The organism is Nocardia sp. NBC_01377, assembly GCF_045040005.1.
Lineage (GTDB): Bacteria > Actinomycetota > Actinomycetes > Mycobacteriales > Mycobacteriaceae > Nocardia > Nocardia noduli.
In genome coordinates this window covers 5,012,865-5,027,116 of record NZ_CP109566.1, presented here as the reverse complement: position 1 = coordinate 5,027,116, position 14,252 = coordinate 5,012,865, and the positions used below count along the sequence as shown (strand labels likewise).

Below are 14,252 nucleotides of genomic sequence, written 5' to 3'. Positions count from 1 at the left end.
ACTCGCGGGATTGCCGACAATTAACCCGGCCGTCGAATCCGGTGTATGCGCGGTCGCCGTCCGCGACCGCCGCGCGGTCGGTCTCCATACGGTGATCAGCGGTTTCGCATCGGCCCGGCCCTGACCGCGCACTCTACGCGCGGATTATCGGCGTTGCGATTTTGGTCGCCGATCATTCCATTGGTGATAATCCAGCAATGGACACGTTGGACATGAACCTGCTGGTGGCACTGGATGCGCTGCTGGAGACGAACAGCGTGACCAAGGCGGCGGAACGGCTGAACACTTCCGCTCCCGCCATGAGTCGGACTCTCGCGCGACTGCGCAGGGTGCTCGACGATCCGCTGCTCGTCCGCGCCGGACGCAGCCTCGTGCCGACCCCGCGCGCCCTCGAATTGCGGTACGAGGTCAACACCCTCGTCGGCCAGGGCCGGGATTTGCTGCGTCCCCGCGGCGGTCTCGATCCGGCGGGGTTGAAGCGATCCTTCGCGATCCGCGCGGGCGACACCGTCGGCACCGAACTCATCGCACCGCTGCTGTCCGCCGTCCGGGCCCAAGCCCCCGGCGTCACCCTGCATTTCCGCCCCGACGCCCCCGAGGACACCGCCGCGCTGCGCGACGGCCGCGTCGACATCGAAGTCGGGACCATCGACCGCACCGACCCGGAGACCACCGTGCAGAGGCTCTTCGGCGATCGAGTGGTCGGCGTCGCCGCGCCCGGTCATCCGCTCGTCTCCGAGCGGGTCACGGTCGCCCGCTACGCCGCCGCCGCCCATCTCGCGATCTCGCGCCTCGGTCGCGCCAACGGCCCCATCGACGACCGGCTGGCCCTGCACGGACGCACCAGACGCGTGGTCGCCACGGTTCCAGACCTCGCGTCGGCGCTGCTGGCCGTCCGCTCCGGAGTATCGGTCTGTCCCGCCCCCGCCCACCTCGGCGCGTCCGCCGTGGCGGCCCTGGACCTGCGCACATTCGAAATACCGCTGCCGCTACCGGAAGTCACGGTGTCGCTGGCCTGGCATCCGCGCAATACCGCCGACAGCGGGCACCGCTGGCTGCGTGAACTGATCCGCACGGTTCTCGCCCCGCCCGCGGATCGGGGCGGGCGACGTCGGCGTCGGTGAACCAGGCCCGCTACGCGGGCATTTCGCCGGGGCTGCCGATCGGCTTGCCGAAGGGGCCGTGCGGATTACGTTTGAGTTCGTCGAGCATCGCCTGCAATTTGTCGACGTGACCGGTTTCCTCGATGATCGAGCGGTGCGACCCGTTGGTCTCGCTGTCCGCGTGGGCCACCGTCATCGAGGAACTCGCGTGCCCGTTGAGCGTCGGCGGCTCGAGTCGGCCGTTACTGCTGGTGGCGATCTCGAGGCGGTCGCTGTGCACGGTGTAGTCCGCCACGTGCTGACCGTTGGACGCCGAGGCGTCGACCGGAACGGGTTCGTAGCGCGGGGTGAACGAATCGGTACGTTCGGCGGCCGGTGTGACGCTCGGTGCCTGAGTCGTGCTGTGCGGGGTCGTGCTGCGCGGGGTCGGCTCGGTCGGCGTGACCGGCGCGGGGATCGGATCGACCCAGTCGTGCAATTCGGCGGGCACCGGCGGGATGCGCCGCTCACCGTTCACCTCGATCGACGCCGACCGCGCCGGCGCCGGATCCGGAATATCGGTGTGGGAATTCACCGTCGCCTCGGTGCGTTCGCCGCGGCTCGCCGCAGCGCGGGGTAGGAGACGTTCACGCGCGGCCGGTTTATCCCTGGTCGGCAGGTCGTGCTCGACGCGGACCGACGGTTGGCTCTCACCGCGCACCGGGAGTTGTTGGTCGCCGCGGACCGGGAGCTGGCCCTCACCGCGTACGGGGAGCTGCCCTTCGGCGCGCGCGGGACGTTCGATCGCGGGTTCCTGCTCGGCGCGGGCCGCCAGCTCACGCCGTTCGGCCCGACTGCCGGGCTGCGGACGAGGCGAGCTGTCGGCGCGTGCGGCGGCGGGCTGCGGCCGGGGAACGTTGCCGACGGGGGCGTCGGCGGCGACCGTCCCCGATTCGATGGTCTCGACCCGGGTTCCGAGGCCGGCGACGTCCTGCTCGGTACGGAAGGCCCACGCTTCCAGCTTCGCCAGCCGGGTGGCCAGCGCGCCGTCGTCGGGACGGTCTTCTTCCACCTTGGCCGCCACAGCATCCAGCTTGTCGCTGACCTCGCGCAGAATCTCCGCGATGCCGGACAAGATCGCGCCGATCGACTCGGCGCCACGCTGGCCGTGCTCCATCCGTACCTTCTTCCCCGTCGATGCCAGGAACTCCGCCGTGGCCGGCCGATTCTATCCGTCGGTAGGTCGATGCGCGGGGTGAGAGTTCCGCGACGGCCCCGGTCCCCGATGCTCGGATCCGTCGGCTGTCGCACAGGCTTTCGCGTATCCCCGCGCGAGTGCGTACCCGCGCGAGGTACACACCAGGGTAAGCGGGCTCGTGTCGGGTTCGAAGATCGGGGTTGGGTACGCGCTGGTGAGGCGGATCGGTCGCGCGGACAGCGGAGCCGTGTCCTCGGGATTGGCCGCAAAGGTCAATACACCGGAAAATCTGTGGTGATCCTCTCGCATGTCGCTGCGAAACCCCCTGTGATGCAGGGCGCACCACCTGGTGGAGGGTGGTCGTGGCCGATGTGGCGCGCGCGAACGCGGGGTAAAGGGGGCTGGCGGCAGTGCGAAGATGAGCGCACTCTTGATCTATGGAGTAGGTCGCGAGACCGGCGGTGGTATGGGCTAGGGGTGTGACGCGTGAGTACGCAACAGCGAGCGGTCGAAGCTTGTGGTCGTCGTACGATGCTCGCCGAACTGGGGATGGGGGAGGTCGACGCCGAGCAGCCCGGCGCCACCGGCGCGCGCTCGCGCTACAGCTGCCACTGCTCCGGATGCGCCGCCGCGCAATGGGATATCCAACGGCTCAAATATTGGTTGTGCGGCAGGCTCGTGGCCTTCGGAGCCGATACCGCCGAAGTCGACCAGCGTGTCGGCATCCACCGGGTCGACATCCTCTGGCGCGTCGGCGACCGGAAGTACGCGATCGAAGTGCGCGGCGGCCCACTCGATCGCGCTCTCGCACAAGAACATACGGCCCGACTGCGGGAAGCGGGCTGCGACGGCGTGCTGTGGCTGTGTCAGCCCGGATACTGGGTGGCACACGTACCCGCCTTGGGCATCGCCGATTTCGCGCCGCCCGCCTGCGACTACCTCGCCGAGATCGGCATGCTCGACGCGGCGAATACCGCCCTGGCGGTGCCGCGCCGCACGCCGTTCGAACTGCGCGAGTTCATCAGGGGCTGGGTGACGGGCGATATCGCCTGGGGCTATCGCGACGAGATGACGGGAGGTTGGGCGACAGTGGCGGACTGGGAGCATCACACGAGGACACAGGCGGCGGTCATCGCCCGGCAGCGCCAGGAACTCGTCAACCAGCGCACCGCGCTCGCGCTGTCCCGTAAATCCGTGCGGGACAAGCAGAAACAGGTCATGAAACTGACCACCCGGCTCGAGCGCGCCGAAATAGACATGCAGACCAGGGCCGATTCACTGGCCGAGGTCAACCGCAAACTCGCCGACCACAATCGAATCGACACCAGTTTGCGCGCCACCATCGCCAATTTGCAGCAAACCATCAGTCACTGGCAGCTCATCACCTGTTGTTCGATGCTGTTGATCGTCACCTTCGTCGCGGGGGCGATGGTGGTGAAATGAGCCGGCGACGGCTCCGGTGACCGCCGCGCGGTATCGACTCGGTCGGGGATGGTCTATACCGCGCGCGGCTCGCCCGCGGCCCGCAGCCGGAACGGCGCCCGATCCCACCGCCAGTCGTTGCGCAGCACGAGCGCGATGAAATCGGTGAGCTCCATACCGGTTTCGGCCAGCACCGGCCGCACCGTCGACCAGAACACCGGTCCGCTGTCCAGCAGCTCGCGCACCCGATTCTCGACGCCCGCGTCGACCTTCCGGCCGAGCAGGTCCGCGATCCCCGTGCGACTACCCGTCCAGATCAGCCATCCCCAGCCGTTCGCGTGCGCGTACTGCCGCGCCGCCGCGGACCTGACCCGGTGGACGTGGAAACCGACATGCCCGAGCGGCTGCACGTCGACCAGGACGACCCGCCCGTCACGCAACCGGACCACCACACTCGGATAGCCCACCCGGCGCACGCCGTCGATCTCGTACTCGACCGCGCCCGGCTCCTCCTGGAAGGTCTCGACCACCTCACTCGCGGTCAGCTCCTGGAACAGCCTGGCCTCGAGCGCGGAATCGAAGGCCACCTCCCGGCCGACCTTGCCCAGATAGAAACGCCCCCGTGCGTCGTCGTCACCGTCCACGGTGCGCGCCGAACGAGTCGGAAGCACCGCGGCCACCCCCGAGGCGGGCCATTCCACCTGCGACAACCACGAACCCAGCGCCCCCGTGGATTCGGTCTCGTGCAATTTGGCCAGCCGCCGCCCGGTCTTCTTCTGCCACGCCATTATTCGCTGCATGACATACCCCGCGACACGTTTCGCGTCCTCGGGAGCGTGCCCCGCCAACCGCAATTTCAGATACGACAATTCGTTCGCCGCCAGATCGGTATCGGTGGCATACGTTTCGATCAACAGCGCGCGCACCAACCCCTGATCCCGCGCGTCCAACGGATACCGCGCCGCGAAAACCCCCGCCGCGCGATGCCCCGTCGCCTGCGCGTCACGCAGCAACTGCCCCACGGCCCGCGTATGCAACTGCCTGACCCGATCCCGCGCCAGATCGAACCGCGCCCCGATCCGCGCCAACGTCTCCGGCCGCTCCCCGGAAACCCCCAACCGCAACGCGACGATCTCGGCATCCCTGCGCCGCCGCTCACCCTGCCACTCGATCAACTCCGCCAACAGCTCGTTGATCTCCTCGAGCTCGAACGAGATATCCCCCGCGACGTCGTCGAGCAGTTCCGGCTCCACCGCGTCCCGACTCGCCGTCACACCACACCCCTGTCTCGCCCACGACAACCACCTGCGCGGGTCAGACTAACCCCGGCCACCGACAAGGACCGGGAGGTCGAAGGGTGAACCACGGTCGCGCAACAGCCTGTGGACACGGCGGAGTGCACTTCCGCAGCGAACGGCAGGTGGGAAAGCAACCTGGTGGCTGGACGGTGACACCGGTTTTCGGCCGCTGATCATCGCGCACCGCGCCCATCTGCTTCCCCGAGCTCCGGCAGCAAGCCAGGCCGACACATGAAAAAGGCCTCCGATCTGCAAGACCGAAGGCTTTCGAAGTGGTCCCAGCTGGTTTCGAACCAGCGACCTTCCGCGTGTGAGGCGGACGCTCTCCCGCTGAGCTATGGGACCGTACCGTTGTAGTTCCGGTGCGCCCGAGGCGCTCCGAACGAGTTGGAACATTAGCACGCACTACCGGTCAGGCACCAAATCGCCACCCTGGGCGGCGTTCGCGGTGAGGCACGCGCGTCGACCGGACACTCGGCGGAGGAGTTCTCGCGTGGCGATATCACCGCCTCGGAACTCGGATTGGACCGCATCGGCCGCAGCCGTCACTGCGACCTCACCCGTAACACGCTGGTTTCCACCCGTTCTACCAGCAGATTTGTACCTTTCACCGAGCGTCCGCTAATGTTCTGTCTCGCACCACGGAGGCCGAAATGAGCCCCCGGGGATCGCGAAATGCGGATGTAGCGCAGCTGGTAGCGCATCACCTTGCCAAGGTGAGGGTCGCGGGTTCGAATCCCGTCATCCGCTCGAGAGGTAGGGCTTTTAGCAGTTGGAACAGCCTTTCCCCTTCGCACGGTGGAGTGGCCGAGTGGTGAGGCAACGGCCTGCAAAGCCGTGCACACGGGTTCGATTCCCGTCTCCACCTCGCGCGATTAGCTCAGCGGGAGAGCGCTTCCCTGACACGGAAGAGGTCACTGGTTCAATCCCAGTATCGCGCACCACCGTAGTAGCAGGTAAGAGGCACTTTTCGAGGAAACTCGAAAGGTGCCTCTTTTGCGTTGAGGCTGTGTGCACGCAAGGGCGGCCCGAGCGCCGACACCGACGAATTCATCATCGACACCGCCGATTGGGTGCGCCCGTCATCGATGCCTACGGCAGTGCGGGATTCATCATGCTCATGGCAGCGAGGCGAAGCCCGTCGACCGGTCGAGTCCGCGCCATGTGCTGCGAATCGAAACCCGCGACTAGTAACGGTTGCGGCTCGGATGCTTGTTGTCAATAGAACATATGTTCGAGTATGGTTGTCGCATCGGAAGGCCCCGACGGTGGCGCTGGCAGCATCTGCCGGACCGACCGAGGCATTGCTGGAAAATCGACCTGGCAGTCGCCTACGCGAACGAGCATCAGCAGTACGGAGCGCCGCGGGTTCGCGCGGAGACGGCCGCCGTCCTGTTCTTCGGCGCCCACATCACATGACCGCCGGAGTCCCGCATCGCGGTCGGCGCGATCTACGCTGGTCGCCTGACATAGCGATGGGTGGGGAAGATGCTGCGCTGGTTGCGGACCGGGATGATCGTGGGTTGCGCGTCCGCGCTGGTGTCGTTCACCGCGGGTTGCGCGCCTTCGATGGATGGGCCGCAAGGTTTCGAACCGCGCTCGGCGACCTTCGCTTCGGCCGAGGAAGGTTGGGTTCTCGGGCAGGTCGAACCGTGTTCCACGGCTTCGTGTCCGGCGATCCGGCATACCGCCGACGGAGGCCGCAGCTGGCAGTCCGTCTCGGTATCCGGATTGCCGGAAGTATCCGGAAGCTGGTGGCCACGAATCTATTTCACCGACAGTCGTAACGGGTGGCTGTTCGCCGCCGACCGGGTGTGGCGGTCACCCGACGGTGGAACGAGCTGGCAAGCGCAACTCCCGCTGTCGGGCACCGGAGTACAGCCGGCGGCAATGGTTTCGGACGGTTCGAGGGTGATGTTGGCGGCCGCCGCGAGTAACAGACTCACGCTGGTCACGGCCGAGGTCGACTCCGATGTCTCGGAAGCCACCTATCCGCTCGGTGCGGGCACGGGAGGACGGTCGCCGTACGTCACGATGACCGGTCACGGTTCTGCCGCCTGGCTGGCCTACTACCGCGACCGGTACCTTCGCCAACCGAGTAGCCCGACCATCCCGTTCGTGGCCGGTGGTGCCCGACTGCTCGACGGTGCCTGGTCGAACTGGTCTCCGCCGTGCCTGGCAGAGGACAACCAGCTCACCGATCTGACGGCGCTGTCGGATCGAACCCTGGTGGCGGTATGCCGTACGAATATCGACGACCCTGCGGGTGAGAGCCGCCTCTACCGATCCGAGGACGCGGGCCTGACCTTCACCGACCACGGTCCGATTCCCGGCAGGCGCGTAGCGTTGCTCGGCGTCGCCCCGAAGGGGCCGACGATGGCGACCGGCCTCTCCCACGAGTGCCCCACCGACGCGGCCAATGCCATCCTCGTCTCCGATGATGACGGCCTGACCTAGCGAACCACCTATACTCCCGCCTGCGTCGGCGAATCCACTGTGACCTACGACGACACCGCGATGACCACGCCGCTCCAAAGGTTCGCCCTGGAGGCCAGGTCGTTCCCCAGCGACCGAGTCACCCCGGCGCGTTTCGAATATCGACTGCTGATGACTCGCGACGCAGGCAGATCCTGGTCCCCGGTCGCGTTCCCGGCCTGACCCACACAGACGCGGCCGCCGTCGGGACTGTCCGCCGTGGGGCTCGTACCCTGTTGGCAGCGAATCAATTTCGTCATCACGTCATCCGAGGCAGGTGCGCCCGGCAGGGGCACAATCAGCGCGATGGCCATACCGACGAGACCTCCGATGGTGGATCCGGCGAGGATGCCCCGCATCAGGAGGGTATCCCGATCAGGATCCCGACGATGATTCCGAGGCTGGTGCGGCGAAGTGCATTGAGGTCGTCGTCTTCAACATGAGTCCGAAGCTCTGAGCGGACAGACGAGCGGAGACGCAACTCGTCAGCTCGGGCCCTGCCTGCTGCAGAAGGGCTGCGAACTTGTGGTCTCTTTCCCTGGATAGGCGATAAGACCGTTGGTCGGTCATCGTGACCTGTGGTTTTGTCGGATTCCGGAAGGTCAGGCCCGAGCCCCGTCTGAGGGAGGCACTTGTAGTCTCGGGAGTTGGGGTATTTGAATCCGGTGTCGCTTTGGTCGCAGAGCGTGGAAAATCGTGTCGGGTGTGCTGTCTCGCGGCTTCGACGGCGGTGGTGTTGTTGCGGATCTATGGTGTGTGCGGGGTGGCATCAGGCAGTCGATGATGGCGACACGCGAGCAGGCGGATGCCCGACTCAAAGAGGTCATGCTCGAGATGCTCCATACCGGGAAGCGGTGAGTGCAGGCCGACCTCGCGCGGCGGACCGGGATGAGCCGAGAGTAATTCCGGCAGTTGGCGAGGGAGAACGGGCTGTGAGCGGTCCTTACATGGCGAAGTGCTCACTTTCTGTCGGTTCTAGCCGCGGGCGCGTCGGCTCGGTGCGCGGAGCCCGATTTCCTCCGCGACAACCTCGGCGGCCGGTAGCGTTTCGGCCATTCGGCGAGGGGATTCATATGCGGACTATTGTCGCGGCGATCGCTGTTGGCGCCGTTCTCACGATCGTGGGTGTGAGAGCGAAACCGAAACCGCGACGACCATCACCGACAGTGCGCCCATCACCAGCGCGAGTAGCGGTGGCTCGGCACTGACGACCATGGCATCGGCCGCTCCACCTGCGAGAATCTCGAATTCGGCGCTGCGAACCCAGACCTGCAACGACATTCTGCCGTTCCTGAACACCCTGCGTGAGGTCAGCGCCGAGTTGACGAAACAGTCTGCCGAGGAAACGATTTCGAATCTGCCCTATACGCCGGAATGGGTCGGGCTCAGCGAGGCCGATCGCACGGCGAGCATCGCGGGTATCCGTGATGCTGCGGCTGGGTCGTGCCCCTGACCTTGGACGGACGAAGAGTGCCCGCCGGGAATGGCAGGGTGCATGGTCGGCCAGATTGACACCGGGCGAACGGAATTGGACATTCAGCCCGGATAAGTGCCCTCAACGAGGAAGCCCCGTCATCGATCCGATGATCGGGCTACGACGGATACCACCTTCAGCTGTCGCGCCGTGGATCCAAGGGAACGGTGAATTCGACAGTGGTACCCGCCTCGGAAACCGTGAGCCGAGTATCGGGAGCCAGCGCACGCATCAGCGCCAGCCCACGCCCCCGCTGCGAATCGGGCAGACCACGCACAGCGTCCGGCCCATCCTCCCGCGGCACCCACCGCCCATGGTCGGTGACGGTGATCCGGATCGCGTCACCTTCGATGGCGGCGCTCAGGCGGATCACGCCGCCGTCCCCGTTGTGACCGTGCTCGACGGCGTTCGCGCACGCCTCGTCGGCGGCGAGCAGCAGGTCGTAGAGGTGCCCGGGGTCGGGTACGTGGGGGGTGAGCCAGTCTCGTAGCCGGTGTCGTGCCGCCGACAACTCCTCGACGGCGGCGGGGAATTCGCTGATCAGGGGTCGTGCCACGTTCTGGGCGTCACCCATGGTGTTCCTTCGGTATCGAGGTCATCTCCTCCACCGGCGACCTACCCCGGATCGGCGCGTGTACACCCGTGATCGAGAAGTGTGAAACAACCGATACCTCGCGCCGTGTCCGGTCGACACCCAGATCCAGCATATGGTCCTTCCTCGCGAGGTCCGTTGTCCAGGACCCGACCCGTGCGGCACCGCGATATCCACATCGCACGATGAGAACCGTACGACAGCCTGCGGTCGATCGAGCAGGTGGACCGACGCTGCGTGGAGGGACTCCCGCCTGGCGGATTGTGCCAGAACTCTTCGCCGGTACCGATACGGCTCGTTTCGCACGGTCGCGATCGGCTCGAACAGCGGGGCTTCGGACGGTATACGATTCTGTCGCTCTGCCCGCTGTGGTGCAGAGGAGAATCGACAACTCAGCGGAGGGGCCACCGGTGTTGAGAGACGTCCCCGGGAGTGCGCGTCGGGTGGGTGGTCCCACCGTGCGGGTACCGCGTTTCGGCGCGGGAGGGGCGCACGGTGAATGAGCCGCGGTCGGCGATATTGCGGGTCGAGAGACGATCGCAGGGGTCGGCGGTGATCGTCGTGGTCGACGGTGAAGTCGATCTGGCTTCGGCGCCGTTGCTGAAAACGGGGCTGGCGCAGGCGCGACAAGAGGATCCCGATGTGCTGGTCGTGGATCTGACGGCGGTCGGGTTCTTCGGTTCGGCCGGACTGAGTCTGCTGGCCGAGGCCTCCGAACTCGACCAGCGGAATTCTTTGCGTGTGGTCGCCACGGGTGGGCCGCTGCGCGCTATCCAGTTGGCCGCGATGGACCAGATTCTCCAGGTGTTCGTCACGGTCGAGGCGGCGCTGGGATTCTCGGAATGAGCGTCGCCGTCGCCGGGTGTCAGGGTCGGCGATAGGCGAGTAGGGCGATGTCGTCGTGGTGGTCCTCGACGAACAGGCGGCGGGCGATATCGTCGACGGTTTGTTCGGGGCTCAGGTGCGCGGCGGCGGCGAGGGCGGAGGCCGCGCGGGCGATTCCGGTGTCGAGGTCTTCGTCGCGGCGCTCGACCAGGCCGTCCGTGTAGAGCAGCAGGGTGGCGGGGTCGGGAATGGTGACCGTGGCTTCGGCGCGATCACGACCCGCGCGCACCGCCATCGGCAAGGACAGCGCCTGATCGAGGCGCCGGACCGGTTTCCCGGGTTCGGCCAGCAGGGCGGGGAGGTGTCCGGCGCTGCTGTAGGTCACGGTCCGGGCGTGCGGGTCGATCTTCGCGCAGAAGACGGTGGCGCAGTAGGCGCCGGGGAGGTGTTCGACGAAACGGTCCAGTGCGGACAGGACTTTCGCCGGGCCGTGGTTTTCCAGCAGGAGTGCTCTGGCGGCACTGCGGAGTTGTCCCATCGCGGTCGCGGCGGGCAGTCCGTGGCCGACGACGTCGCCGACGACCACGCCGTAGCGTTGGCCCGGTAGTTCGATGACGTCGTACCAGTCGCCGCCGATCTCGAGTGCGGTGCCCGCGGGTTCGTAGCGCGCGGCGAAGCCTGCGGGCAGGTCGTTCGGGCCGAGCAGCGCGCGCTGCAAGGTCAGCGCGATCGTGCGTTGTTCGTCGTTGGCTCTGGCGCGTGTCAGCGCCCGTTGCAGGTGGCTGGTCAGTCGCACCATCAGGCCACGGTCGGCGTCGGTGAACGGGCGGGGGTGGGCGAACTCGAGCCAGAGCAGGCCTTGGTCACCGCCGTCATCGATCGGTGCGCCGACCGCGACCGCCGGTCCGGGAGCGTCGGCGAAATCGGTGAGTGTCCCTGCCTCGGAGAGAACGCACAGGTGTCCGGTGCGGACGTATTCGGCGGCGCTCGCGGGCGCGGTGGTGGTGCTCGGATGCCGGTGCGAACTCGCGGGGACGGTCACGACGCCCGGTTGCTCGAAGGTCAGCAGCGACACCCGCTCGGCCTGCCAGCAGTCGCGCAATTCGGCCAGACCGATCTTCAGAACCTGTGCGCCGATATCGATTCCGGCGAGCAGTCCGGCGATGCGCGCGACGGCGGCGTCGCGTTCGGAGGACAGATGCTGATCGGTGACATCGCGGAGCGTGCCGACGAGCAGGGCGGCGCCGCTGCGGTCGTCGCGCAGCGAATCCAGCGATACGTCGACCCACAGTTTGTGGCCGTTTCGGTGGCGCAGCGGGAGGACGAACCGGCCGCGGCCCTCGTTCTCGACGACCTCGATCGCCGCCGTCACGAGCGCGAAACCCTCGGGGTCCTGGTGGGGGGTCGGCCACCAGGGGTGCGGGACCGGCCAGGGCAATTGCGGTGCCCGATAGCCGAGCAACCGGGTGAAGGCGTCGTTGATCTCGATGACCGACAGGTCGGCGGCGGCGACGAAGAAGCCGTCCTGCATCGCGTTGACCAACGCGGTGCGCCACGCGGATTCGTGATTGCGCAAACGGGCCTGGTCGAGATTGGAGCGGACTCGAGCGAGAAGGTCGGCGGAGGAGAACGGTTTGGTCAGGTAGTCGTCGGCACCGGCGGCCAGACCTTCGGCGGCGGCTTCCTCGCCCGCCCTGGCGGACAGGAAGATCACCGGTGTGTGGGCGGTCCACGGGTCGGCACGCAACTCCCGCAACAGAGCCAGTCCGTCGAGGCCGGGCATCATCACATCGGCGAGGACGAGATCGGGCCGCGACGATCGGGCGCGGCGCAGCGCGTCGTGACCGTCGGTGGCGATCACCACCGTGTACTCGGGTCGCAGCAGGCCCGACAGGTAGGTGCGCAGGTCGGCGTTGTCCTCGGCGATCAGCACCACATCGGCCGTCGCGGGGGCGGATTCGGCGTCGGCACTGTCGGCGGATGCGCTCCATTGCAGAGCTTCGGCGACATAGTCGGCGACGACGGTGTGGGTGGGTGCGCGCACGGCCGGATCGTCGGTGTGACGCGCCGGAAAGCGCACCGTGAAGGTCGTGCCTCGGCCCGGATGACTCACCACCTCGGCGTCCCCGCCGTGCAGCGCCGCCAGTTCGCGCACGAGCGCCAGACCGATACCGGAGCCCTCGTGGGATCGACCGGCCGCTCCGCGAACCTGCCGGAACCGTTCGAAGATATGCGGGAGTTCCTCGGCCTCGATGCCGACTCCGGTGTCACGCACCTCGAGGACGACCCGGTCGTCGCGCAGGCGCACGCCGATTGCGATGTCGCCCGCCAGGGTGAACTTCACCGCGTTCGACAGCAGATTGAGCACGATCCGTTCCCAATGACCCGGATCGACCATGACCGCGCGCGCCTGCTCGGGACAGTCGATGGTGAACCCGAGACCGGCGCGGCGCACCGCGGGGGCGAAGGATTCGGCGATCCCGCGCGTCAGCCCGCCCAACTCGACGGCCACCGGCTCGAAGGCGAGGTGACCGTCCTCGACGCGGCTGAAATCGAGCAGTGTGTCGACCATCCGCCGCAGCCGTCCCGCGTTGCGGCGGATGATCTCGACGCGTGCGCGCTGGACGGCCGCCAACGGTGCGTCTCGGTCGGTGAGCGCGTCCTGCGCGGGGCCGGTGATCAGGGTCAGAGGTGTGCGCAGTTCGTGGCTGACGCTGGTGAAGAACCTGGTCTTGGCGCGGTCGAGTTCGGCCAGTTCTTCGGCACGCCGCAGCTGTGCGGCTTGCGCGTGCGCGTCGGTGATGGCGGAACCGAGGTGATCGGCGGCGAGATCGAGAAATCCGCGATAGGCGTCATCGAACATCAGATGCGGACTGACACCGGCCAGCAGCACACCGGTGGGTCGATCCGCGTCGATCGCCAGTGGCATTGCTACCGCGGTGACGGCGGATCCGACCGAATTCGACTGTGCCGTCGCATCGGTCGCGGCCCGCCAGATCCACGCGCCGTCGTCCTCGGGAACGATCCGATCGGGGATGAGGTGGCCCCCCGGGGATTCGGCGCCGAACGACGCGACGGCGTGCGCGCTGTCGTGCTCGGGGTCCACCAGATACGCGGCCGCGAAGGGCACGTCCTCGCGGTATCGGCCGAGCACGTCGATCGCGGCCGCGCAGACGGTCTCGACATCGACCACCTGTACCGAGCGGACCTCACCGAGTTCGCGCAAAGCCTGGAGCCGCCTGGTGCCGAGCACCTGCGCGGTGGTTTCGGTGACGACGGTGAAGACACCGCCCACTTCGCGGGCGGCGGTCGGAATCGCGCTGTAGGCGAAGGTGAAATAGACCGTCTCGTCGAAGCCGTGCCGGTCGATCACCAGCGGCAGATCCTCGTGGTAACTCGACTCCCCGCAGGCCATGACATTGTCGATCATCGCTCCGACCACGGGCCAGGCGTCGGCCCACACCACGGCGCAGGACTGTCCGAGCGCCGGATGCTTGGCACCGAGGATCGGGACGAAGGCGTCGTTGTAGATCATCGCCAGGTCGGCGCCCCACATGATCAACATCGGAAAGGGGGAGTTGAGGCATATGCCGACCGCGGTGCGCAGTTCCGCCGACCACGTCGCGACCGGGCCGAGTCCGCTCGCCGACCAGTCGGTGTCGGCGAGCAGCGCGTTGAGGGCGCTGTCGGGAGCCGACGCGAGTATCTCCGGAGGGAATGACGGCCCCTCGGACATCGCAGCCACGACGGCCCACCTCTCATCCCGCGTTCGGTGTGCCCGAGTTCCATGGCCCTCGGCCACCGGCGCGTCGAAGCGTAACAACCGCGCCACGCCGGTTCGGCGAGCCTGCGTGGAATCATCGACCATGGGTAGTTCAGTACCCGG

At 67.2% G+C, this 14,252-nt stretch carries 9 protein-coding genes and 4 tRNA genes; 7 read left to right on the top strand and 6 right to left on the bottom strand.

What is annotated here, in order from left to right:
- Positions 1-197 precede the first annotated feature (197 nt).
- Complete coding sequence (locus OG225_RS23040; RefSeq protein ID WP_405177219.1) at positions 198-1,124, top strand: LysR family transcriptional regulator; 927 nt, start codon at positions 198-200, stop codon at positions 1,122-1,124.
- Between the two features lie 10 nt (positions 1,125-1,134).
- Here OG225_RS23040 and OG225_RS23035 read toward each other — a convergent pair whose 3' ends face one another.
- Positions 1,135-2,259, bottom strand: coding sequence for a hypothetical protein (locus OG225_RS23035; RefSeq protein WP_405177218.1), 1,125 nt, complete (start codon positions 2,257-2,259; stop codon positions 1,135-1,137).
- A 552-nt stretch (positions 2,260-2,811) separates the two neighbouring features.
- Here OG225_RS23035 and OG225_RS23030 point away from each other — a divergent pair.
- The gene (locus tag OG225_RS23030; RefSeq protein WP_405177217.1) at positions 2,812-3,723 is read left to right on the top strand and encodes a hypothetical protein; all 912 of its coding nucleotides are present in this window, start codon (positions 2,812-2,814) and stop codon (positions 3,721-3,723) included.
- 53 nt (positions 3,724-3,776) lie between these two features.
- On the opposite strand, the gene OG225_RS23025 is transcribed toward OG225_RS23030, so the two are convergent.
- Both OG225_RS23025 and OG225_RS23020 read right to left on the bottom strand, forming a co-directional pair.
- Complete coding sequence (locus OG225_RS23025; protein WP_405177216.1) at positions 3,777-4,976, bottom strand: sigma factor-like helix-turn-helix DNA-binding protein; 1,200 nt, start codon at positions 4,974-4,976, stop codon at positions 3,777-3,779.
- A gap of 297 nt (positions 4,977-5,273) precedes the next feature.
- Positions 5,274-5,345 (bottom strand) — tRNA-Val (locus tag OG225_RS23020).
- A 332-nt stretch (positions 5,346-5,677) separates the two neighbouring features.
- Between OG225_RS23020 and OG225_RS23015 the strand changes: the two genes are divergently transcribed.
- The 4 genes from OG225_RS23015 (at position 5,678) to OG225_RS23000 (ending at position 7,457) form a co-directional block, all read left to right on the top strand.
- Positions 5,678-5,750: transfer RNA gene (locus tag OG225_RS23015), tRNA-Gly, on the top strand.
- A gap of 47 nt (positions 5,751-5,797) precedes the next feature.
- Positions 5,798-5,868, top strand: a tRNA-Cys gene (locus OG225_RS23010).
- A 1-nt stretch (position 5,869) separates the two neighbouring features.
- Positions 5,870-5,944: transfer RNA gene (locus OG225_RS23005), tRNA-Val, on the top strand.
- Between the two features lie 535 nt (positions 5,945-6,479).
- Positions 6,480-7,457, top strand: a complete 978-nt coding sequence (locus OG225_RS23000) for a WD40/YVTN/BNR-like repeat-containing protein (RefSeq protein ID WP_405177215.1) — start codon at positions 6,480-6,482, stop codon at positions 7,455-7,457.
- Between the two features lie 1,131 nt (positions 7,458-8,588).
- Here the strand turns inward: OG225_RS23000 and OG225_RS22995 are convergent.
- Complete coding sequence (locus OG225_RS22995) at positions 8,589-8,756, bottom strand: hypothetical protein (protein WP_405177214.1); 168 nt, start codon at positions 8,754-8,756, stop codon at positions 8,589-8,591.
- A gap of 329 nt (positions 8,757-9,085) precedes the next feature.
- Positions 9,086-9,523, bottom strand: a complete 438-nt coding sequence (locus tag OG225_RS22990) for an ATP-binding protein (protein WP_405177213.1) — start codon at positions 9,521-9,523, stop codon at positions 9,086-9,088.
- A gap of 513 nt (positions 9,524-10,036) precedes the next feature.
- Between OG225_RS22990 and OG225_RS22985 the strand changes: the two genes are divergently transcribed.
- Positions 10,037-10,387 (top strand): STAS domain-containing protein, encoded by a 351-nt coding sequence (locus OG225_RS22985; protein WP_405177212.1) that lies wholly within the window; start codon positions 10,037-10,039, stop codon positions 10,385-10,387.
- A 19-nt stretch (positions 10,388-10,406) separates the two neighbouring features.
- Here OG225_RS22985 and OG225_RS22980 read toward each other — a convergent pair whose 3' ends face one another.
- Positions 10,407-14,102 (bottom strand): SpoIIE family protein phosphatase, encoded by a 3,696-nt coding sequence (locus OG225_RS22980; RefSeq protein WP_405183340.1) that lies wholly within the window; start codon positions 14,100-14,102, stop codon positions 10,407-10,409.
- Positions 14,103-14,252 lie beyond the last annotated feature (150 nt).